The sequence below is a fragment of the Acinetobacter sp. AC1-2 genome, assembly GCF_016124155.1.
Taxonomy (GTDB): domain Bacteria; phylum Pseudomonadota; class Gammaproteobacteria; order Pseudomonadales; family Moraxellaceae; genus Acinetobacter; species Acinetobacter calcoaceticus.
Genome location: NZ_JABFFO010000005.1, coordinates 24759 through 44455 on the forward strand (window position 1 = coordinate 24759; position 19697 = coordinate 44455).

A 19697-nucleotide genomic window follows, 5' to 3' on the forward strand; every position below is an offset into this window, starting at 1 on the left:
TTAGGACGCCTGATGAACTGTACTTAATAATAAAGCCGCACAGCTAAACATAACAGCAAACCCCCTATTCAAATATTTTTGCTGTTTAGGGGAACGAAGTAATCTTAGAACCTTTGATGCCAGCCCTGTATATCCAGCCATGACAACCAAATCAATACTAATCATAGTCACAGCCATAATCAGGTACTGTATCCATTGAGGTTTACTCAAATCTAAAAACTGCGGCAGCACAGCCAATAGAAATACAATCGCTTTGGGATTACTAATATTGACCACAAAGCCATTTAGCAGTAGCGCAAATACAGATTTATCTCTTTTTTCTTGTTGAATTTCTATATCTTTTATAGGTGCTGTCCACTGTAAATAAGCAAGATATAACAAGTAAATCACACCAAACCATTTCACAAACTGAAAAGCCAAAGGTGTCGTTGCAAATAAAACCCCAACACCCGCTGCCACCACCATAATTTGAAGTAACAAAGCAATTTGTAAACCGATTGCATTCCAATAACCATGTCTAAAGCCATAGTTTAAACCACTCGACATTGAAGCAATTGCTCCCGCACCTGGTGAGATACTAATTACCCAACAGGCCAACATATAAGCGAACCAAACTTGCAGAGACATAGCGAAAAATAAACTATAAAAGTGGAATTATACTGTTTTATAAAACTATCTTGATGAGAATTCAAACAATAAAATCAAGAAATAGACTACTAACAGCTCTGCGCATCAGGCACAATAATTAAAACTCATATCAAATTATAATCGAGGAGATTCCTTCCAATGAGTGCTCAATCTGTCATTTTGCCGTTGCCATCAGACCATGCACGCTTTATTGTTCTTCGTTTAAAAGACTTAACTATTGATGAATTAAAAAACCAACTTAATGCTTTATTTGAAGCACGTGACCGCCTTATTACCCAACATTCAGATGCTCAAATCAAAACAGCAGTCGCTTTTGGCCCTGAATTATGGAAGCAGCTCTATTCGCAAACTCCTATAGGTTTTAAGCAACTTGCGCCTGAACAAGGTGCATTCAATATGCCAGTCGTGCCAGCTGATGTTCTCATTCATATCGCCAGCATGCGCTCTGATATTTGTTTTGCATTAAGCCAAGCATTTTTTGAAGGTATTCAAGATAAAGTCGAAGTTCTTGATGAGCGTGTATGCTTCCGTTATTTCGATGGTCGAGATATGACTGGCTTCATAGACGGAACCGAAAATCCTCAATTTCCAGACGACCGAGCTGAGACAGCGCTCTTACCAGAAAGCGCGGGGGTATTTGCAGATGGCAGTTTCATTTTCGCGCAGCGCTATGCCCATGATTTAGAAAAGTGGAAAAAATTGAAAGTTGATGCGCAAGAAAATGTTATGGGCCGCACTAAACTTGAATCTATTGAATTAGATGATGACGTTAAACCAGAAAACGCCCATGTTGCCCGTACTGTTGTTGAAGATGATGAAGGCGAAGAAATGGAAATTCTACGTCATAGCCTACCTTATGGAGATGGTCGAGGTGATCAAGGTCTATTTTTTATTGCCTACACCAAAGACTTGACCATTATTGACGCTATGTTAAAGCGCATGTTCGGTACAAGTGGAGATGGTATTCATGACCGTTTATTGCACTTCGTGACCCCACTTGATGGCGCTTATTACTTTGCACCAAGTGAAGAATTGTTAGAAGAAATTCTAGAAGGGTAAAATGAAAGAAGTAACTATCTAGATAGTTACTTCTTTTTTTATTTGGTTCTAAATAAAACTAAAATAAAGACATGGTCATTTTATAAAGACATTATGCTTTACCTTCATAAATTAATAAAAATCACTCTTAAATATAAACTTAAGGCCCATTCGCATTTCTTATTTCAAGCACTTCATTACAGTCTTTAGATGTTGAATAAACGAAAATTCTTTTATCTTGATTTTCCAGCAAAATGGCATCTTTATTTTCACCAAAAGCATTTTTAGAAATATCACACTTATAAGCTGACAGTTGAAAGCTCTTTACGACTTCACATTTAGACTCAACAATGTTGTCATTAAAACCATACCATTGCGTAATATTTGGATTTGAACAAGAGATTTCCCCTTCTTGATCAGCTGTTTTAAGTGTCTTATCTGCATTCTCTTTCTTTTCACTTACTGCTGAACCTGATTGATTTTTATCCGTCTGCACCACATCTGACTTATGATTAGCATCTTGTTGGGTTTTATCTGGACTTTTATCACTACAAGCCATTAAAGCGCCTATAAAAATTAAAATATAAATATTCTTCATGAAAAAGTTCTCATAATTATGTTTTATTTAAACTGAGACATATTAATAAAAAAGAGGAGCTTAAGCTCCTCTTTTTACATTCTCATTCTTAGAAAGGAATACGCTTATATTTGCGGTATTCAGGTTTCCAGAATGACTGATCAATTTTCTGTTTCAACAAATCATCACTAATTGTTACAGCGACACCATCAGCCATAGCAGCTTTTGCAACTTCGAACGCAATAACTTTAGAAACTTGTTGAATCTCACCCAATGGCGGCAATAAATCAGCTTGTGGATCTTTAAGCAATGGAGAGCAATTTGCTAAAGCACTACTTGATGCCATTAACATATTTTCTGTAACCCGCTTAGCGCCCGATGCCACAACACCTAAACCAATGCCTGGGAAAATGTACGAGTTATTACACTGCGAAATATTGTAAAGTTTGCCGTGATGATTCACAGGAGCAAACGGACTACCTGTTGCAATTAATGCTTTACCTTCAGTCCACTCCACAATATCAGCAGGTACAGCTTCAACACGTGAAGTCGGATTAGATAATGGCATTACAATTGGTCGTTCACAATTTGCTGCCAAAGTCCTAATAATTTCTTCTGTGAACAAGCCTGGCTGACCAGAAACACCAATTAACACTGTAGGCTTAGCATTTTTAACAACATCAAGTAGTGAAATCACTTCTTCAATATTGCCCCACTGATCAACCACCTCAGCTTTTTGTGCCAACTTACGCTGGAAGTCGAGCAAGTTTGGTTGATTCTCAGTGATCAAACCAAAACGGTCTACCATATAAACGCGAGCACGTGCTTCTGCATCGGTTAAACCTTCTGCAATCATTTGTGCAACAATTTGTTCTGCAATACCACAACCTGCCGAACCCGCACCTAAAAACGCAATTTTTTGATCTTTTAATTGCTTGCCCGCTGCACGACTCGCAGCAATCAAGCTACCAACCGATACCGCTGCTGTTCCTTGAATATCATCGTTAAAACAGCAAATTTTATCGCGATATTTTTCCAAAAGTGGCATCGCATTTTTTTGTGCAAAATCTTCAAACTGAATTAATGCTTTTGGCCAACGACGCTTCACAGCTTCAATCACCATATCTACAAATGCGTAATATTCATCGCCACTAATACGTGGCTGACGCCAACCCATATAGATCGGATCATTTAACAGTTGAGGATTATTCGTACCTACATCAATTGTGATTGGCAATGTATAGGCTGGGCTAATACCACCACAAGCTGTGTAAAGCGAAAGTTTCCCAATCGGGATTCCCATTCCACCAATACCTTGGTCACCAAGGCCTAAAATACGTTCACCATCTGTAATGACGATAACTTTTACATTGTTTTTATTTACGTTTTGCAAAATATCATCAATCACATCACGATCTGGATATGAAATGAAGATACCGCGGTGACGACGATAGATATCAGAGAAACGCTGACATGCCTCACCTACGGTTGGGGTGTAAATAATCGGCATCATTTCTTCGAGATGATTTTCGATTAAATGATAGAACAAGGTTTCGTTGGTATCTTGGATATTACGCAAATAGATATGTCGATTGATATCATCAGTGAAAGCGCAATATTGCTGATAAGAGCGCTGGCTTTGCTCTTCAATAGTTTCAATAATATGGGGGAGTAAACCGTGTAAGTTAAAGTTACTTCTTTCTTCTTCAGTGAAAGCCGAACCTTTATTTAAAAGTGGTAACTCTAAAAGTGTAAAACCTGCATATGGGATATAAAGGGGATGTTTACTTGGGTGTCCTGATATCATTGCCTATCTCATTTTCCAGCTTAGAGTAGAGAAAAACACGTTTTGTATGGTCTCTAAAACTCTTTGTGCGTATAAGCTTAAGCCTAATTCGTTCAAAATAGGTATTTTAAACTGTGATGTTAAATTTAAAGACTATTTAGTTAAAACATATATAAAAATAAACAATAAATATCAATATCTTAATAATTTTATATTTTTAAAAAATCTTTTATTTATCTAATTTCAAAAGCTTTTAATATATATTTTTACTTACATAGCCATTTTTATAAGAAATAATGGTGAGATTAAAAGCTAATCTACTTTTTAAAACTTCTTAGAAGGCTTGTATTTGTTTGTTTTTAGAATAGTGAAGTGATTCACCCTGCAATATTCATTTAAAAAATAATCCCCAGTAAATTGCACAAAAAGAATTACTGGAATATTAAATCCACTCCCCTAACTCATAGGAAATTTGCTATATTTGACGTTTTTCTGCGACATCTATTTTCGATTGATATGAATACGGCAATACAAGCAGCTCTCGACCATGCAGTGCAAACTCTTCAACAAGAAGGGGTGCTTCCTTCCGACTGGAATAACACAAGCAACTTAACACGCACCAAAGACCGAAGCCATGGCGACTTTGCTTCTAATATTGCCATGATCGGCTCGAAAGCTGCTGGTATGAAACCACGTGATTTAGCTGAGAAAGTTCTAGCTGCATTACCAGAAGTTGTAGATATCAGCAAAGCTGAAATCGCAGGACCTGGTTTTATTAACTTCTTTTTAAATGCAGATCAGCGCTTTGCTATTCTTGACCAGATTCAAGCACAAAAAGAAATTTTTGGTCGCAGTCAGGCAAATGCAGCGAAAAAGATCCAAGTCGAATTCGTTTCTGCAAACCCAACGTCTAGTCTACATGTAGGTCATGGTCGTGGTGCTGCATATGGTATGACTGTTGCCAAATTACTTGAAGCAACAGGTGCTAAAGTTGACCGCGAATACTATGTGAATGATGCTGGCCGTCAAATGGATATTTTGGCGACTTCTACTTATTTACGTTATTTAGAATTACTAGGTCAAAACCTTGTATTTCCAAAAAATGCTTATCAAGGCGATTACGTTAAAGAAATAGCACAGGCTATTATTGATAAAGATGGCGATGCATATCTTCGTGAAGTGGCTGATGTTTATAAAGATGTGCCAGAAGATGTACAATATGCTGAAGAACTAGATAGCGAAGGCAATAAAGTCGTTTTATCTGGCGACAAAGAAAAACATATTGATGGTCTTATTGCCAACTCTCAACAATTACTGGGTGAAGGCTACCGCGTATTCCACCAAGCTGCTCTTCATGCCATTTTAGATGATATTAAAGATGACCTTGCTGACTTTGGTGTAACGTTCAACCAATGGTTTAGTGAAGCGTCTCTTAGTGCAAAAATTGACGAAGCTTTAGAAACACTTGATCAACGTGGCTTCCTTTATGAAAAAGATGGCAACATCTGGTTTAAATCGACTGAATTTGGCGATGAAAAAGACCGTGTTGTTAAACGTCGTAATGGTCAAACCACTTACTTTGCATCAGACATTGCTTACCACTTAAATAAATTACAACGTGGTTATACCGACCTGATTGATATCTGGGGTTCTGATCACCACGGCTATATTTCTCGCGTAAAAGCGGCGATCGATGCAATGGGTTACGACTCTAAAAAATTGACTGTGCTTTTGGTTCAGTTTGTAAGTTTATGGCGTGGCGGAGAGATGGTTCAAATGTCATCTCGTTCAGGTCAGTTCGTGACTTTACGTGACTTGCGTAAAGAAGTGGGTAACGACGCAGCTCGTTTCTACTACGTGATGCGTAAGAGTGAACAACACATTGACTTCGACCTTGACCTTGCTGTGTCACAAAGTAAAGACAATGCTGTGTATTACATTCAATATGCACATGCACGTATTTGCCGTATGTTAGAAAAAGCGTTAAGCACAGGCTTACAATTCGATGTAAATGCTGCACGTACACATGCTACTCGCCTATCTCTTGATGCTGAAACTGAGATTCTTGCTAAACTGGCAGCTTATCCAGATGCAGTGTTGCGTGCTGCAAATGCGTATGAACCACATCAGGTGGGTAACTACTTAAAAGAGTTAGCTGCCTTGTTCCACGCTTGGTACAATGAACATAAAGTATTAGGCGATGATGCTGAGCTTACACAAGCACGTTTATTGCTTTCAATCAATGTACAACAAGTGTTGCATAATGGTTTAGAATTACTTGGTGTATCTGCACCAGACTCTATGTAAAAATTATATTGCATGGCAGTAAAATAAAGGTCATGCAGCATATAGTAAGCAGTGGTTTGTAGAGTTAAAATAGCTTATACAAGCCACTGTTTTTAGTATCGTAATACGAGAATCAAACTCGAATTAAAACAATCAAAATACAGAGGAATAATCCACGTGTTTGGCAAAACGCAACGCGGTGTATCTGAAAGACCTAACAAGCCTAAAAAGCCCCTAATTCCCAAATGGTTAGGGACACTTGTCGCTATTTTGGCGGTCTTATGTATCGCTGTAATGCTTATGCTTTGGAAACCTTGGCAACCTGTTCCTGCAAAAAATCAGATTACCTCTGAACATTATCAAGAAGAAGATACCAATAAAGACTATCGTTTCTACGATCTATTACCCCAACAGCAAGTAACGCCTATTCCGGAACAAGCGATTCCTGAAAGCAAAAATCAAGGCACAGCCATGATTGTTGAGGCACCAAGTGCAACTCAACCAGCTGCTTCAGAAAGTGCAGGAATTGATACGAATCCATCAGCCACTGCTCCTCAGCAACCTACTTATATTTTACAGGTTCGCAGCTATAATGACCCAGATCAGGCTGATGCTCGCCGTGCAGAAATCATTTTAAATGGCTTATCTGCAGATGTAGTTAAGAGTACTGAAAATGGGCAAATATGGTACCGTGTTATTTCAGGACCTTATGACACTCAAGACGCTGCATTGGCTGCTCAACAGACTTTACAACACAGCGGCATTGACTCTATCGTGATCAAACGCAAGTAAAATACAAATAAAAAAGGAACAAGTACTTGTTCCTTTTCTTTTAAATATCAGCACAATTCCTTTCATTAGAACCAATTCCCTTTTTTTTCGCTTTTTGAAACGCTACCCTTCGCCGAATACGATGTAAAAAAGCCTGAATATTAGGGTATTTCCCTTGCAAGCGTGATTGCAAGGCTTCCAGAGGAAAACTCATTTGAATATCAGCAAATGAAAAATCGCCTGCGAAATATTCATGCTCTGCCAAATAGTTTTCTAAAAAACTAATATGATCTTTCATACGTGGGCGGACAAAATTTGCCTTCACCCCTTCCGTGATTTTTTTTGCTACTGGTTGAATTAACCACGGCACATGCTTATTTACACTATTCATGACCAAAGTCATGACTAAGAGTGGCATGAGTGAGCCTTCTGCATAGTGCATCCAATAAATATACTGCTGTAAATTTTGAGCTTGCGTAGGTTTAAATTGTTGATTCTGATCATAACGTTGCTGTAGATATTCCAAGATCACAGCAGATTCTGCGATGACTTGCTCATCATCTGTCAGAATTGGAGCTTTACCCAAAGGATGAATACATTTCAATGTTTCTGGAGCGGAATAGTTAGGTAGGCGCTGATAATAATGAATATCATAATCTAAGCCTAATTCTTCTAAAGCCCATAAAATTCGAAACGATCGCGAACATTCCAGGTGATGTAAACTAATCATGTTATTGCCTGCTTTTATTTTTCTTTTTACATAAAAAACAGCATGTGAACATGCTGTTTTATTCCATTTGTGGAATGGATATAAAATCATCCACCTCCACAAAATAGCATTTTTACACTGTAACAAGCACAGTATGAATGTCTAAACTACGTAACAAAGTTTTAGTGACCGGAGTTTTACTACATACCACTAAGATTTTTTGTTGGAGCTCTTCATCTGGTAAGTCTTTAAAAACAATACGACGTTCAATATGTTCTTCATGCTCTCTATTGGTATGAAAATCAATTTCAACTGAGAACTCACCAAAATCATAACCTTTATGCTTCGCATACATTCTTAAAGTAATGAGCGTACACGCGGCTAAACTTCCGGTGAGCAAATCATAAGGCGCTGGGCCTTGATCTTGCCCTTCTAGCTTTTCAGGCTCATCACAAAAATACTGATGGCGACCACTGGTAATTTCACCCTTCCATTGCTCGGCAAGGGGCTTTGCTTTACTACTTGCGATTACTGCTGTCATTTTGATGCTCTCATTTGATCTGGAAGAACAGGGGCTTCTAAGCGTGCACCAACATAATCTGGAATTTCACCAAAACGCGCATCATGATTAATCCATTGCTCACGAGCTTCTTTTAAATCATCCATTGTACGTGCAACAAAGTTCCACCAGAGCAAAATTGGCGTTTCAAACGGTTCACCACCAATTAAAAGAACACGATTGCCTTTTTTTACTTCAATCTCAATTTCACTTAGTCCAGTATCTAATACAACCATGTTATCAGCTGTTAATTCATGGCCATTCACATGGGCAATACCTTCTAATGCCATAAAACCATATTCATAATTAGGATTTAATGGAATACGGGTTTTCGTATCTTCGGTAGCAATTAAGTCAACACCAACCAAAGGCGTATGTACCACTACTGGAGAAGTAGTTGCCAGATATTCGCCCACAAGAACAGTAAATTCTAGACCGTCCTTTTCAACAACCGGCAACTCTGGATAATGTTCAAATTTCGGATCCATATTGCGCTTATGGTCAGGCAAAGCAATCCAGAGCTGAGCAGCGTGCATTTGAGTTTCAGTATCAGGTGCAACTTCTGTATGCGAAATGCCGCGACCTGCTGTCATCAAGTTAACTTGCTTAGGACGAATCAGTTGTTTTGAACCTAAACTATCGGTATGCATCATGGTTCCTTCAATCATCCAAGTGAAGGTTTGCAAACCAATATGAGGATGAGGGCCAACATCTAAACCATCTCCTGCAGGAAAAGACACTGGGCCTGCATGATCTAGAAAACACCACGCACCAATCATTCGCTTTTGTCGGCTAGGTAAAGCCCGCTTAATCACTGTCCCCTGTCCAATTTCAGCAGAGCGAATTGGAAATTCCTGAATAAACTGATTGGCAAATTTTTCGCAATCGTTTGAATCAGAAATATCGTAATCATTATTATTGCTCATGATATTACTCTCTTTTACCTATGCTTTTGCAATGAGTTGTTATAGTGATCTTAACAATACACTCATTATTCAATATAGTCTTTTAGTAATACACAGGGTGTTATGAATGAGACAATCCATTTTTAATTATAGAAAAATTAAAGCTGCATGATGCAGCTTACGATGATTGTGTTTTAACGAGTTGTTTTAGATTTTTCATGAACAATCCAAATTGTGGGAAAAACTCTTGAAATAGAGGATGGTCTCGATTTTCCAACATAACTTCACTAAAAAGTTTTAGCCCAACACCAAAAGATTTTGTAGTTTCATCATCAAAAAAATCTGCTTTTTTTAAGCGCTCAACAATTTCAAAGATATCGTCATGATTACCCGTATAGAACTCAAGACGCTCAGTATATGTAGAGGCCTCTCCTTTTGCATTCTTTAAATGTTGTACAGTGACATGATATTGATGTTGTTTCATATATAAATTCTCTATTAGAAATTTAATGACTTTGGATGATTTCGACCTGTTTAAGATCGATTTGAAATTGTGTAAATACTGACTGTAAAGATGCTAAAAATTGCTCTTGTTTAGCGGCTGTTAGATCTGTACAACGAATTTGCAATAATTGATTATTCTCGACTGTTGGTAAGTTAAATTTAGCTTCATCTCGTTGTGGCTGACGATTTGAAATTAAACCCGCTCCCGCCAAGTCGTTCACTACCCGATAAACTGTGGCTAAACTTAATTTCTGTTTTTGGGCATATAACTTTTGGTAAATCTGTTTGACAGTTAGATCTTCTGCTTGCTGTTGAATTAAAGACAAAACAGCAAGTCTTGGATGAGTGACTTTTAGGCCCGTTTCTTTGATTTTATGCTGTAGCTCTAACATTTCTATTTCCAACTTATAATCGCCCAATCGCAACCGCAGCTTGATCAATTTTTTCGGCAATTTGATAAATCTGCTCTTGCTGTAGACTCGCCGAGTTCAACTTCAAACGTAACGCTGTTTTTAGGTTTTCCATCGCACGGTGAATTTCAATTAATTCATCATTACTGTGAATTTCACGTCTAAGTCGTAATTTTTCTAGTAGCTCAGTCAGCTTGTCTTGTTGTTCGGTTAAGTAAGCTTTACCCAACTCTGTGATTTGATATTGCTTACGTTCTACGTCTAACAAAGTAATGAAATTCATTTCTTCCAGACTAGTTAAAGTTGGGTAAATGGTACCTGCACTCGGGGTATAGCCATCGCCTACCAAGTCACTTATTTCTTTAATAATTTCATAGCCATGCTTTGGGCTTTGCTGAATGAGATGAAGCACCAAAAGTTTCATTCTACCCGCTTCAAAAAGCCTCCCACGACGCCCCGAACGGTGGTGGCCGCGATGATGTTCGTGGTGTTCATCATGATGATGTTCTGATTGCTGTCCCATCTTTAAAGTTTCTCTAATATGTTTAATTTATGACTATTAAGATATATCTTAATATATCTTTTATCAAGAAAAACTAACAGCTTAAATCTATTAATTTGATATTTATTAATATTAATTTTAAACCTTTAAAAGTTAAGTAATAAAAAAGAGTGCTTATGCACTCTTTTACTAGCAATACCTAACAAATATGTTTACAAAACAACCAAATTATTTCGAATACCGCCTTTGTGTTTTTCAAAGACCTGATAAATATATGACTATCTAAAAAATAATAATTTTAAATTCAGATAAATATAAGTTAAATGTGATGATTTTCTTCGATTAGCATATATACCAAATCAAGCTCAGGACAATCATATCCCATTGAGGTTAGAGCTGCTGTGACTTGCCCTCTGTGATGAGTTCCATGATTAAAAACATGTAATAGTGTTTCGGCATATGGCAGGCTCATCTCTTTACCAGTAGATGTTTTGTACTGTAGATCGTATTTAAATTTTTCAATATCAACACATTTTAAAAAATTTATCCAATTACAAGCCTTATCCTCTAACTGAAAGATCAACTTGTCTTTATCATTCTCTATGATGGTATTTAGCTTTAATATCGGTGAAGGTTTAGCTAAAAAACGAGGAAACCAAAGATAGTGTTCGCCAACAAGTAAATGATTTAAAGTTCCAGCGATACTTTTGAAATAAAGTCCACAATCAGCATTGAAGTCATCATTAGAAACATTCCTCAAAACCTGATTTAATTTTTGAGTAGACCAAACGTTGTATCGAGCTAATAATTCAAACGTTTTTAAATCCATTTATAAAGAACCGGTTATTAATTTGTCTAAAATTAACATAACACGGCTTATGAGAAATGAAGTTAACGTCTTTAGCAAAAAAATCAAATATTTAAAACTTTCACTTCATTATAAAACAGCAAAAAGCCGACTTTTCCAAGTCGGCTTTTTATTAATCCATTCTAGAAATACCACACTGCCGTAGGCATCTTGCACTTCACTTAAAACAATGTTTTAAGTTCGTTCATGTCGCAATTCAGGCAAGAAGGCTGCTTCTTGAAATCCCATACTGCCGCAGGCATAGCCTTTGGCGTAAATTTGGCTAAAAGCTACCGCTTTTAGAAAGCCCAAATTTACTCCCATTCAATTGTTGCTGGCGGCTTAGATGACACGTCGTATACAACACGTGATACATCTTTAATTTCATTCATAATACGCGTTGAGATTTTATCAACCAATTCGTATGGTAAATGTGCAAAACGAGCTGTCATAAAGTCAACTGTTTCAACTGCACGAAGTGCAATAACCCATGCATAACGACGACCATCACCTACTACACCAACGGATTTAACAGGTTGGAACACAGCAAATGCTTGAGCTGTTTTGTCATACCAACCGCTGTCGCGAAGCTCTTGCATAAAGATGTCATCAGCAAGACGAAGAATATCTGCATATTCTTTTTTCACTTCACCCAAAATACGAACACCTAAACCTGGTCCTGGGAATGGGTGACGGTAAATCATGCTGTGTGGCAAGCCAAGTGTTGTACCTAATTTACGTACTTCATCTTTAAACAAGTCACGTAAAGGCTCAACCAATTCAAATTCTAAATCGTCTGGTAAACCACCCACATTGTGGTGAGATTTAATGACATGTGCTTTACCTTGTTTGCTTGCAGCAGATTCGATCACATCTGGGTAAATCGTACCTTGTGCTAAGAATTTCACGCCATCAAGTTTACGTGCTTCTTCAGCAAAAACTTCAATAAACTCACGGCCAATAATTTTACGTTTTTTCTCTGGATCAACTTCACCAGCTAATGCAGTTAAGAAACGCTCTTCAGCATCTGCACGAATTACACGGATACCCATGTTTTCAGCAAACATTTGCATTACTTGGTCGCCTTCGTTTAAACGAAGTAAACCGTTATCAACAAATACACATGTCAACTGGTCACCAATCGCTTTGTGTAAAAGCGCAGCAACTACAGATGAGTCAACACCACCAGAAAGACCTAAAAGAACTTTTTCATCACCAATTTGCTTACGTAACTGTTCTACACGTAAGTCAATGATGTGTTCAGGTGTCCAAAGGCCACCACATCCACAAATTTTATGAACAAAATTTGTAAGTAATTCTTCACCTTTTGCCGTGTGCGTTACTTCTGGGTGGAATTGCACACCATAGAAACGGCGTGTTTCATCACTTACAGCAGCAACTGGACAACTTGGCGTGCTTGCAGTAATGCTAAAACCTTCTGGAATCTGGCTCACTTTGTCGCCATGGCTCATCCAGACATGAAGTTGGTCTTCACGGTCTTGTAGGTTGCCAATCAGTTGGTCACGTTTAACGATATCAACTTCGGCATAACCAAACTCATGTACAGTACCCGGCTCAACTTTACCGCCTAACTGTTCAGACATGGTTTGCAAACCATAGCAAATACCCAATACTGGAACACCCAACTCAAACACCACTTGCGGTGCACGTGGGCTGCCTTCTTCATGCACACTCTCAGGTCCACCTGACAAAATAATGCCATTTGGCTTAAAAGCGCGAATGTCTTCTTCAGACATATCAAAAGCATACATTTCAGAGTAAACACCGGCTTCACGTACACGACGTGCAATGAGCTGGCTATATTGAGAGCCGAAATCCAGAATCAGGATACGATCTTCAGTAATTTGAGTATTGGTAGTCATGACAAACCACTAAATGGCAAAAGAATTAAGCGCGCCATTTTAACATTTTTCACGCTTCGGCGCACCGCAAATCATCATATATCTTATTTTTTTCATTTCTGAATCATTTCTATAGCTAGATTCTGTGATAGAAATCAATATTTACTTATATTTATCAATAATCTGATTTAATCTTAAAAACTTCACAGGTATTGATAAATTCATCACATTCTATGCAGCATCACCATGAATTTGATGTTAAGATGACCCGATAAAACAGGCATTACCATGGAAAGGTAAATACCATAAGCGATATTTGTCTGTGCTTAAACAATTATCCATTTTTATGGCTTGTTGCCCCCTATCAAAATCAATAGAAATCCAAGGAACAACAATGCTTCAAACTATGATTGCAGATTTCCAGCAACATTTTTGGTTGTATATCTCTATTCCTTTTATGAGTGGTTTAATTGGCTACATCACCAAGGTGATTGCCATTCAGATGATGTTTTCGCCACTTGAATTTAAAGGCATTAAACCATTTCTAGGTTGGCAAGGCATCGTGCCACGCAAAGCCGAGAAAATGGCAACAATCGCTGTTGAACTGATGACAGCCAAGCTCATTAAACCTGAAGAAATTTTTGCTCGCCTAGATCCTAAACGCATTGCTAAAGAAATAGAAAAACCATTGCTGGCCGCAGCTGAAGATATTACCCGTGACGTTGCGCAAGAATATCAGCCAGGGTTATGGGAAGGCATGCCAGAGTTTGCGCGTCAAAGACTGATTCGTCGTGTGCAATCAAAAGCACCCGAGATTGTTGAACATATCATGGGTGAAGTACAACGTGATGTGAACCGATATTTTGATATTAAACATCTGGTTATTAGTAACTTACTTAAAGATAAACGCCTACTCAACAACATTTTTAAACGAGTTGGCAAACAAGAATTTAAATTTTTCAGTAATGTCGGATTTTTCTTCGGTTTTGGTATTGGTGTGATCCAAATGTTTTGCTGGATCGTCACGCAAGGAAAATACCCATGGATGCTTCCAATGTTTGGCGGCTTTGTGGGTTTTTTCAGTGACTGGATTGCACTGCAAATGATGTTTAGACCTCTTTATCCTAAAAAAATATTTGGTTATACATGGCAAGGTTTATTTATCAAACGTCAAAATGAAGTTGCAGCCGACTATGCTGCGCTCATTTCTAAACAGCTTCTGACTTCACGTCATATGATGGAAGAATTATTTTCTGGTACACATTCTGATCGTGTTATTGATCTGGTTAATCGTCATGTAAAACAAGAAATTGATATGCAAGCTGGTGTTATTCGCCCATTGGTTGTATATGCAATTGGCGGAGAAAAATATCAGAATATGAAATCGCAAGTTGCTGAACGCATTATGCAACGGCTTCCAGAGACTATGAAATACGTAGAGTCTTATGCAGAAGATGCCATGAATATTCGCAGTACTTTAATTGAACGCATGCAGAAATTAACGCCTTCTGAATTTGAAGGCATGTTACGCCCTGCATTCAAAGAAGATGAGTGGGCACTCATTGCAGTTGGTGCAGTACTTGGTTTTGTTGTTGGGGAATTACAAATTCAGTTCATGCTCTAATCTTACAATCCTAGAAATAAAAAAACCGGATGAATTGATCATCCGGTTTTTTATTTTGTCTTGAATATTATTTCTCGATTGCATGATCCAGACTAATACGGCCAGCACCATGAAGCATCAAGAAGAATAAACCGCCTGCCATTGCAAGGTTTTTCATAAAATGGATACCATTGTTATATTGCGCCGCTGCATCAGCACCACCTTGGTGGAATAAAAAAGCAGTAAGAATACTAAAGATCCCAAGCCCAAAAGCCGCAAAGCGTGCTTGGAAACCAAATAACAAGGCTAAACCACCACCGAACTCAACCAAGATAACTAAAGGAAGAATTCCAGCTGGAACCCCCATTGCTTCCATATATCCAGCAGTTGCTGCATAACCGGTAATTTTCCCCCAACCCGCAACAAGGAAGATATAGGCGATAAGAAGACGCGCAACAAGGCTAATGAAACTGTCTGCGCCTGATTGCGTTACGATATTTTTGACCACTACATTTGGATTAAACATATTGCCACCTTTATTTAAATGCTTATTTATTGATGAGCTCATTCTAGGTTTGGGACATTGATAATTAAATACTCAAAATCCATATATATCGTTGCATAAACGAGATGATCAATTTGTATTTTTTTGATGTTTTATACTGACTTTCTATAGGCTCACTGCTAGGATTTGAGCACGGTTTACCACTTGCTCTTATCATGGAACTTCTTGATTTTATTCTACACGTTGATCAGCATCTCGCCGAATTTATTATAAATTACGGGACGTGGATTTATGGCATTTTATTTTTAATTATTTTTGTTGAAACCGGTTTAGTAGTTATGCCCTTCTTACCGGGAGATAGTTTGCTATTCGCGGCAGGTGCTTTAGCTGCATCTACAGGTGCGATGGATCCATGGGTATTAGGCTCTCTACTCTTCATTGCCGCTGTTTTAGGTGACACGGTAAACTACCATATTGGACGTTTTATCGGTCCACGTGTGTTTGAAATGAACTCTCGATTCATTAATAAACAGCACTTAGTTAAAACTCAAGAATTCTTTGCTCGCCATGGCGGCAAAACCATTATTTTTGCTCGTTTCATACCATTTGCCCGTACCTTTGCACCTTTTGTTGCGGGGGCTGGTAGCATGAACTACAAGTTTTTCCTAACTTATAACATTATTGGCGCATTCTGTTGGGTCGCTTCTTTTGTAACTTTAGGCTACTTATTTGGAAATATGCCAATCGTTAAAGATAATTTTACCCATCTTATTTTTGGCATCATTATTATTAGCGTTTTACCAGGCATCATCGCATTTATACGTGAAAAACTAAAAAATCGAAAAACCAACGTTTGAGATTAATTTAGAAAAACCGGAATACTACTGGAAGCATACATAAAATAAGTAACATGGCCGATCCTTTATATAAATGATCGGCTTTTATTTTTTTTATTGGACCCGTTAACAATGCCCGTCCAAAAATCATCCAGAAACTTGCAGCCGGAATTAAGATCAATGAAAAAACACCAAACACTATGAGAAAATTTTCAGGCGAATTCCATGCTTCAGCAGGAAAGATTCCCGCTGCAAACAACAAAGCTTTAGGATTTTTTAAGGTAGATAAGAATAATTGACGAGGGCGAATATTACGGTGAGTTTGACTGAACTGTTGTAAGTGGGTGTTCTTCCATAAATGAAAAGCAAGCCAGAATACATAGAATACACTCGTAATATGCAAAATGAGCAGCAGTGCTGGCCAAATTGGAGCAGCTAAATGAATAAATACAGCCCAAAAGCTAATCCCATAGGCATAGCCTAACCATTCCATTGGAATAAGCCAGAATGCTTTAGATAAACCCTGAGAATGAGCAGCGGTTGCAAGTAAAGCATTTGTCGGCCCCGGAATGAGCAAAACAGCCAACATTGCCAATACAAAAAACCAACTCTCAATCATAAAGTTTCCACAACATCCAAGATGGGGCCACCTTAAACGATATAGGCAAAATATAGCAAGTTTATGAGGTCTTTTGATTATATAAAATACAGCAGTTATTAAGCTCGAAAATTTAAAATATATTGATTTATATTAATTTTATTATGAAACATTTTGCTAAACTTTATTCATCACAATATGCTTTAACTAGCATATTGTGATGCGAAATTGACTATTAATTCGTCTTTTTTCGAACAATAATCGGACAGTTTTTGAATTGAGCAGCCTGAACTATTGCTTCTTGCTGACCTAACACACGTGAAAGCTCAGTGTTTTTCGTTGAAGAAGATTGTCCCATATTTACAGAGATGGATGGACCGAATCCCCAACCGCCTCGTCCCCAGCCACCACCGAGTCCAAGTCCAACACCCATACCGGTACTTTTCGGAGTTTGTACTCCATTATCGATATATTGTTGAATACGGTTATATTCACTTTGTAGCTGTTGGCAGCCCAAAGATTGATATTGTGTCGGAGACACGTAAGTCGGTTTTACCGTCGTCGCACAAGCGCCTAGTAATAAAGTGGCTGCCACCAAAGGCGCAATATATAAGCCTTTCATCATTTTTCTCTTATCGTTTTGGTTCAATCTCACCAAACAATGTCTCATAAGCTTGAGTCAATTTATGTTCTGGTGCCAAATGAGCCAAAGGTAAATTTTTCTGATGCGATTCTTTCATTAAAACCGAAGGCGGTAACATGCTATTAAGTACAGGCAACCCTTCATCTTTCAACTGCTGAACCACTTCCCGAGGTAATTTTGCTTGAGCTTGAAATTGGTTGACGACAATTCCTTCAATTTCCAAGCGATCATTATGATCATCTTGCGTTTCGAGAACATTTTCAATCAATGTTTGTAACGCGCGCTTTGAAAAGACATCACAATCGAAGGGAATTAAGACTTTATCTGCTGCTATCAGTGCTGACAAAGTAAAAAAGTTAAATGCAGGTGGTGTATCTATATAGATACGATCATATCGTCCAATTAAGTTTTGAATTGAATCACGTAATTTATAAATTTTATGTTTACTTTCAAGTGCATGTTCAAGGGCACCAAGTGTTGGGCTGGCAGGAAGCACGTCTAATTTTGCAAAGGGAGTTGAGTGTACAAAGCTATCAATATCTTTATTTCGCGGGGCTTTTAAAATCGAACCTAACGCATTACCGATTAAACCCTTTTGTTGATTGTTTCCCAACACATCATCAAAGAAATTTTCGATATTTGGTTCTATAATTGATTTTTCAGCAGAATAAGTTGCATCATCCCCTAAAAGGTACTGACTAGAATTGGCTTGAGGATCAAGATCAATGACCAATGTCCTTAAGCCATGTTTGGCACTAATTGCGGCCAAATTTACAGTAATACTTGATTTCCCTACACCGCCTTTTTGGTTAAACACCACACGAGTTAACATGTTTCCCTCTGCATATTTTTTTACTGTACGCAGTTTAACCTAGAGCTTAAGCAAAAAGGCAAAGAATGTAGAACAATTAAGCAAAAACAGGCTTCACAATCACTAAAATAATAATAGCAATAAATGCGATAGCACTAATCATTAAACCCGCCCTACGTTGCGCCAATAAAAGAGTGTCATCTTTTTTAAAGGCTTTCATAAGGGAAGATAACAAGACTAAAAATAGAATAATTTTAGCGTAAAACCACGGCTGTACCTGAAAGTCTTTCATGACCAATAAAATTGCGCCAGTAATAAAAACTACGGTAAATGATAGATGTTGTAAGGCAACTAATATTTTACGTCCTGCCGGATTTGGTTGTTCACCTTGCACGCCTACAAACAGAGTTGAAGCGCGTAATACAAAAACCATAAGTGCAGCAGCCACCGCGGTCATGTGAATAATTTTAGTCAGTAAATGTGCATCCATGAAATTAGCCCTTAACTTTTAGGTGCATGTGCACATTCTGGGCTAGCAGGTGCTTGACCTTGCCACTCACTTGGTAAATAAGCATGAATTGCTAAAGCATGAATTTGCCCTGGATTCATTAAGTCTGAAGCTAACGCATAAACTTTTTGATGACGTTGAACCAAACGTAATCCATTAAATTCATCGCTCACCACAATCACTTTAAAATGTGACTCTTTACCTGGGAAATAACCACCATGTCCGGCAGATTCATTGATGACTTCCAAATGGCTGGGTGCAAGGGTCTGTAACCGTTCAATCAATTGTTGTTCAAGGCTCATAGCTTTTCCTTTTACGATTATTCGTATATTTGAACCTAGTATACCCTGTCTGCACACAAACAAAAGTTGCTCTTGTACGCTTTGGCTTCAAATAAAATGTCTATTTATTCGGCAACTTATCGATAAAAATACTTCTAAATACTCATTTCTGTTTTTATTTTATGCAATCAGCATAATTATTTGCATAAAGTTGTTGACCCATGTTTCGCTTAATGTATTATAAGCGGCACGCGGGAATAGCTCAGTTGGTAGAGCATAACCTTGCCAAGGTTGGGGTCGCGAGTTCGAGTCTCGTTTCCCGCTCCAAATTGGTTTTTTTTGAGAAAGTTTTCGTAAAAACTGCTTATATATGCGGGAATAGCTCAGTTGGTAGAGCATAACCTTGCCAAGGTTGGGGTCGCGAGTTCGAGTCTCGTTTCCCGCTCCAAATTTAAAAGGCCCTAGTCGAAAGACTGGGGCCTTTTTCTTTTGATTTCTTTATATCTAT

23 protein-coding genes and 2 tRNA genes are annotated in these 19697 nt (G+C 38.0%); 7 read left to right on the forward strand and 18 right to left on the reverse strand.

Annotated elements, in window-relative coordinates:
- Positions 1-627, reverse strand: a complete 627-nt coding sequence (locus HL290_RS14890; protein ID WP_005037459.1) for a LysE family transporter — start codon at positions 625-627, stop codon at positions 1-3.
- A gap of 159 nt (positions 628-786) precedes the next feature.
- Here HL290_RS14890 and HL290_RS14895 point away from each other — a divergent pair, with 159 nt between their 5' ends.
- Positions 787-1707, forward strand: coding sequence for a Dyp-type peroxidase (locus tag HL290_RS14895; RefSeq protein WP_198496884.1), 921 nt, complete (start codon positions 787-789; stop codon positions 1705-1707).
- Positions 1708-1846: 139 nt separating this feature from the next.
- Here HL290_RS14895 and HL290_RS14900 read toward each other — a convergent pair whose 3' ends face one another.
- On the reverse strand, positions 1847-2284 hold the full coding sequence (locus HL290_RS14900; RefSeq protein WP_198496885.1) for a hypothetical protein: 438 nt from the start codon (positions 2282-2284) through the stop codon (positions 1847-1849).
- Between the two features lie 88 nt (positions 2285-2372).
- Positions 2373-4070 (reverse strand): NAD-dependent malic enzyme, encoded by a 1698-nt coding sequence (locus HL290_RS14905; protein ID WP_004640531.1) that lies wholly within the window; start codon positions 4068-4070, stop codon positions 2373-2375.
- Between the two features lie 495 nt (positions 4071-4565).
- Here HL290_RS14905 and argS point away from each other — a divergent pair, with 495 nt between their 5' ends.
- Both argS and HL290_RS14915 read left to right on the forward strand, forming a co-directional pair.
- Positions 4566-6356, forward strand: coding sequence for an arginine--tRNA ligase (gene argS, locus HL290_RS14910; protein ID WP_198496886.1), 1791 nt, complete (start codon positions 4566-4568; stop codon positions 6354-6356).
- Between the two features lie 156 nt (positions 6357-6512).
- The gene (locus tag HL290_RS14915) at positions 6513-7127 is read left to right on the forward strand and encodes an SPOR domain-containing protein (protein ID WP_003655571.1); all 615 of its coding nucleotides are present in this window, start codon (positions 6513-6515) and stop codon (positions 7125-7127) included.
- A 40-nt stretch (positions 7128-7167) separates the two neighbouring features.
- Here the strand turns inward: HL290_RS14915 and HL290_RS14920 are convergent, their stop codons facing one another.
- From HL290_RS14920 to guaA, 9 genes are all read right to left on the reverse strand, one after another.
- A complete protein-coding gene (locus tag HL290_RS14920; RefSeq protein WP_035364091.1) occupies positions 7168-7836 on the reverse strand; it encodes a glutathione S-transferase in 669 nt (222 codons plus the stop codon).
- A gap of 112 nt (positions 7837-7948) precedes the next feature.
- The gene (locus HL290_RS14925) at positions 7949-8356 is read right to left on the reverse strand and encodes an OsmC family protein (RefSeq protein WP_003655574.1); all 408 of its coding nucleotides are present in this window, start codon (positions 8354-8356) and stop codon (positions 7949-7951) included.
- Entirely contained in the window at positions 8353-9300 is a 948-nt protein-coding gene (locus HL290_RS14930; protein WP_056483958.1) for a pirin family protein, read from the reverse strand. Before HL290_RS14930 ends, HL290_RS14925 begins: the two co-directional genes overlap by 4 nt.
- Before the next feature lie 157 nt (positions 9301-9457).
- The gene (locus tag HL290_RS14935; protein WP_198496887.1) at positions 9458-9763 is read right to left on the reverse strand and encodes a DUF3861 domain-containing protein; all 306 of its coding nucleotides are present in this window, start codon (positions 9761-9763) and stop codon (positions 9458-9460) included.
- Between the two features lie 22 nt (positions 9764-9785).
- Positions 9786-10175, reverse strand: coding sequence for a transcriptional repressor (locus HL290_RS14940; RefSeq protein ID WP_005049063.1), 390 nt, complete (start codon positions 10173-10175; stop codon positions 9786-9788).
- Between the two features lie 13 nt (positions 10176-10188).
- A complete protein-coding gene (locus tag HL290_RS14945; RefSeq protein ID WP_005049064.1) occupies positions 10189-10716 on the reverse strand; it encodes a PadR family transcriptional regulator in 528 nt (175 codons plus the stop codon).
- A gap of 298 nt (positions 10717-11014) precedes the next feature.
- The gene (locus HL290_RS14950) at positions 11015-11524 is read right to left on the reverse strand and encodes a DinB family protein (protein WP_003655584.1); all 510 of its coding nucleotides are present in this window, start codon (positions 11522-11524) and stop codon (positions 11015-11017) included.
- Positions 11525-11737: 213 nt separating this feature from the next.
- Positions 11738-11866: a hypothetical protein gene (locus HL290_RS18795; protein WP_017390173.1), complete on the reverse strand. Its 129-nt coding sequence runs from the start codon at positions 11864-11866 to the stop codon at positions 11738-11740.
- Entirely contained in the window at positions 11857-13425 is a 1569-nt protein-coding gene (guaA, locus tag HL290_RS14955; RefSeq protein WP_003655585.1) for a glutamine-hydrolyzing GMP synthase, read from the reverse strand. Before guaA ends, HL290_RS18795 begins: the two co-directional genes overlap by 10 nt.
- Before the next feature lie 385 nt (positions 13426-13810).
- On the opposite strand from guaA, the gene HL290_RS14960 reads away from it, so the two are divergent.
- On the forward strand, positions 13811-15028 hold the full coding sequence (locus HL290_RS14960) for a DUF445 domain-containing protein (RefSeq protein WP_170834095.1): 1218 nt from the start codon (positions 13811-13813) through the stop codon (positions 15026-15028).
- A 67-nt stretch (positions 15029-15095) separates the two neighbouring features.
- Here the strand turns inward: HL290_RS14960 and HL290_RS14965 are convergent, their stop codons facing one another.
- Positions 15096-15533, reverse strand: a complete 438-nt coding sequence (locus HL290_RS14965) for a DoxX family protein (protein ID WP_003655588.1) — start codon at positions 15531-15533, stop codon at positions 15096-15098.
- A gap of 194 nt (positions 15534-15727) precedes the next feature.
- On the opposite strand from HL290_RS14965, the gene HL290_RS14970 reads away from it, so the two are divergent.
- On the forward strand, positions 15728-16369 hold the full coding sequence (locus HL290_RS14970) for a DedA family protein (protein ID WP_003655590.1): 642 nt from the start codon (positions 15728-15730) through the stop codon (positions 16367-16369).
- 7 nt (positions 16370-16376) lie between these two features.
- Here HL290_RS14970 and HL290_RS14975 read toward each other — a convergent pair whose 3' ends face one another.
- The 5 genes from HL290_RS14975 to HL290_RS14995 form a co-directional block, all read right to left on the reverse strand.
- A complete protein-coding gene (locus HL290_RS14975) occupies positions 16377-16967 on the reverse strand; it encodes a LysE family translocator (protein ID WP_003655592.1) in 591 nt (196 codons plus the stop codon).
- Between the two features lie 214 nt (positions 16968-17181).
- The gene (locus tag HL290_RS14980) at positions 17182-17568 is read right to left on the reverse strand and encodes a hypothetical protein (protein WP_004795328.1); all 387 of its coding nucleotides are present in this window, start codon (positions 17566-17568) and stop codon (positions 17182-17184) included.
- A gap of 10 nt (positions 17569-17578) precedes the next feature.
- The gene (locus HL290_RS14985) at positions 17579-18421 is read right to left on the reverse strand and encodes a ParA family protein (protein WP_003655596.1); all 843 of its coding nucleotides are present in this window, start codon (positions 18419-18421) and stop codon (positions 17579-17581) included.
- Between the two features lie 76 nt (positions 18422-18497).
- Positions 18498-18890 carry a SirB2 family protein gene (locus tag HL290_RS14990; RefSeq protein WP_004640503.1) on the reverse strand — a complete coding sequence of 131 codons (393 nt, stop codon included), beginning with the start codon at positions 18888-18890 and terminating at the stop codon, positions 18498-18500.
- An 11-nt stretch (positions 18891-18901) separates the two neighbouring features.
- Complete coding sequence (locus tag HL290_RS14995; protein WP_004640501.1) at positions 18902-19210, reverse strand: BolA family protein; 309 nt, start codon at positions 19208-19210, stop codon at positions 18902-18904.
- Between the two features lie 230 nt (positions 19211-19440).
- Between HL290_RS14995 and HL290_RS15000 the strand changes: the two genes are divergently transcribed.
- Both HL290_RS15000 and HL290_RS15005 read left to right on the forward strand, forming a co-directional pair.
- A tRNA-Gly gene (locus tag HL290_RS15000) sits at positions 19441-19516 on the forward strand.
- A gap of 45 nt (positions 19517-19561) precedes the next feature.
- Positions 19562-19637, forward strand: a tRNA-Gly gene (locus HL290_RS15005).
- Positions 19638-19697 lie beyond the last annotated feature (60 nt).

What these genes read in the sequence shown, in the direction of transcription:
- HL290_RS14920 (WP_035364091.1), bottom strand. Translation starts at nt 7,836, where the DNA reads ATGATTAGTTTACATCACCTGGAATGTTCGCGATCGTTTCGAATTTTA.
- HL290_RS14965 (WP_003655588.1), bottom strand. Translation starts at nt 15,533, where the DNA reads ATGTTTAATCCAAATGTAGTGGTCAAAAATATCGTAACGCAATCAGGC.
- HL290_RS14995 (WP_004640501.1), bottom strand. Translation starts at nt 19,210, where the DNA reads ATGAGCCTTGAACAACAATTGATTGAACGGTTACAGACCCTTGCACCC.
- HL290_RS14905 (WP_004640531.1), bottom strand. Translation starts at nt 4,070, where the DNA reads ATGATATCAGGACACCCAAGTAAACATCCCCTTTATATCCCATATGCA.
- HL290_RS14975 (WP_003655592.1), bottom strand. Translation starts at nt 16,967, where the DNA reads ATGATTGAGAGTTGGTTTTTTGTATTGGCAATGTTGGCTGTTTTGCTC.
- HL290_RS14930 (WP_056483958.1), bottom strand. Translation starts at nt 9,300, where the DNA reads ATGAGCAATAATAATGATTACGATATTTCTGATTCAAACGATTGCGAA.
- HL290_RS18795 (WP_017390173.1), bottom strand. Translation starts at nt 11,866, where the DNA reads ATGGGAGTAAATTTGGGCTTTCTAAAAGCGGTAGCTTTTAGCCAAATT.
- HL290_RS14890 (WP_005037459.1), bottom strand. Translation starts at nt 627, where the DNA reads ATGTCTCTGCAAGTTTGGTTCGCTTATATGTTGGCCTGTTGGGTAATT.
- HL290_RS14925 (WP_003655574.1), bottom strand. Translation starts at nt 8,356, where the DNA reads ATGACAGCAGTAATCGCAAGTAGTAAAGCAAAGCCCCTTGCCGAGCAA.
- HL290_RS14935 (WP_198496887.1), bottom strand. Translation starts at nt 9,763, where the DNA reads ATGAAACAACATCAATATCATGTCACTGTACAACATTTAAAGAATGCA.
- HL290_RS14985 (WP_003655596.1), bottom strand. Translation starts at nt 18,421, where the DNA reads ATGTTAACTCGTGTGGTGTTTAACCAAAAAGGCGGTGTAGGGAAATCA.
- HL290_RS14940 (WP_005049063.1), bottom strand. Translation starts at nt 10,175, where the DNA reads ATGTTAGAGCTACAGCATAAAATCAAAGAAACGGGCCTAAAAGTCACT.
- HL290_RS14945 (WP_005049064.1), bottom strand. Translation starts at nt 10,716, where the DNA reads ATGGGACAGCAATCAGAACATCATCATGATGAACACCACGAACATCAT.
- HL290_RS14895 (WP_198496884.1), top strand. Translation starts at nt 787, where the DNA reads ATGAGTGCTCAATCTGTCATTTTGCCGTTGCCATCAGACCATGCACGC.
- HL290_RS14960 (WP_170834095.1), top strand. Translation starts at nt 13,811, where the DNA reads ATGATTGCAGATTTCCAGCAACATTTTTGGTTGTATATCTCTATTCCT.
- guaA (WP_003655585.1), bottom strand. Translation starts at nt 13,425, where the DNA reads ATGACTACCAATACTCAAATTACTGAAGATCGTATCCTGATTCTGGAT.
- HL290_RS14950 (WP_003655584.1), bottom strand. Translation starts at nt 11,524, where the DNA reads ATGGATTTAAAAACGTTTGAATTATTAGCTCGATACAACGTTTGGTCT.
- HL290_RS14970 (WP_003655590.1), top strand. Translation starts at nt 15,728, where the DNA reads ATGGAACTTCTTGATTTTATTCTACACGTTGATCAGCATCTCGCCGAA.
- HL290_RS14900 (WP_198496885.1), bottom strand. Translation starts at nt 2,284, where the DNA reads ATGAAGAATATTTATATTTTAATTTTTATAGGCGCTTTAATGGCTTGT.
- HL290_RS14980 (WP_004795328.1), bottom strand. Translation starts at nt 17,568, where the DNA reads ATGAAAGGCTTATATATTGCGCCTTTGGTGGCAGCCACTTTATTACTA.
- HL290_RS14990 (WP_004640503.1), bottom strand. Translation starts at nt 18,890, where the DNA reads ATGGATGCACATTTACTGACTAAAATTATTCACATGACCGCGGTGGCT.
- argS (WP_198496886.1), top strand. Translation starts at nt 4,566, where the DNA reads ATGAATACGGCAATACAAGCAGCTCTCGACCATGCAGTGCAAACTCTT.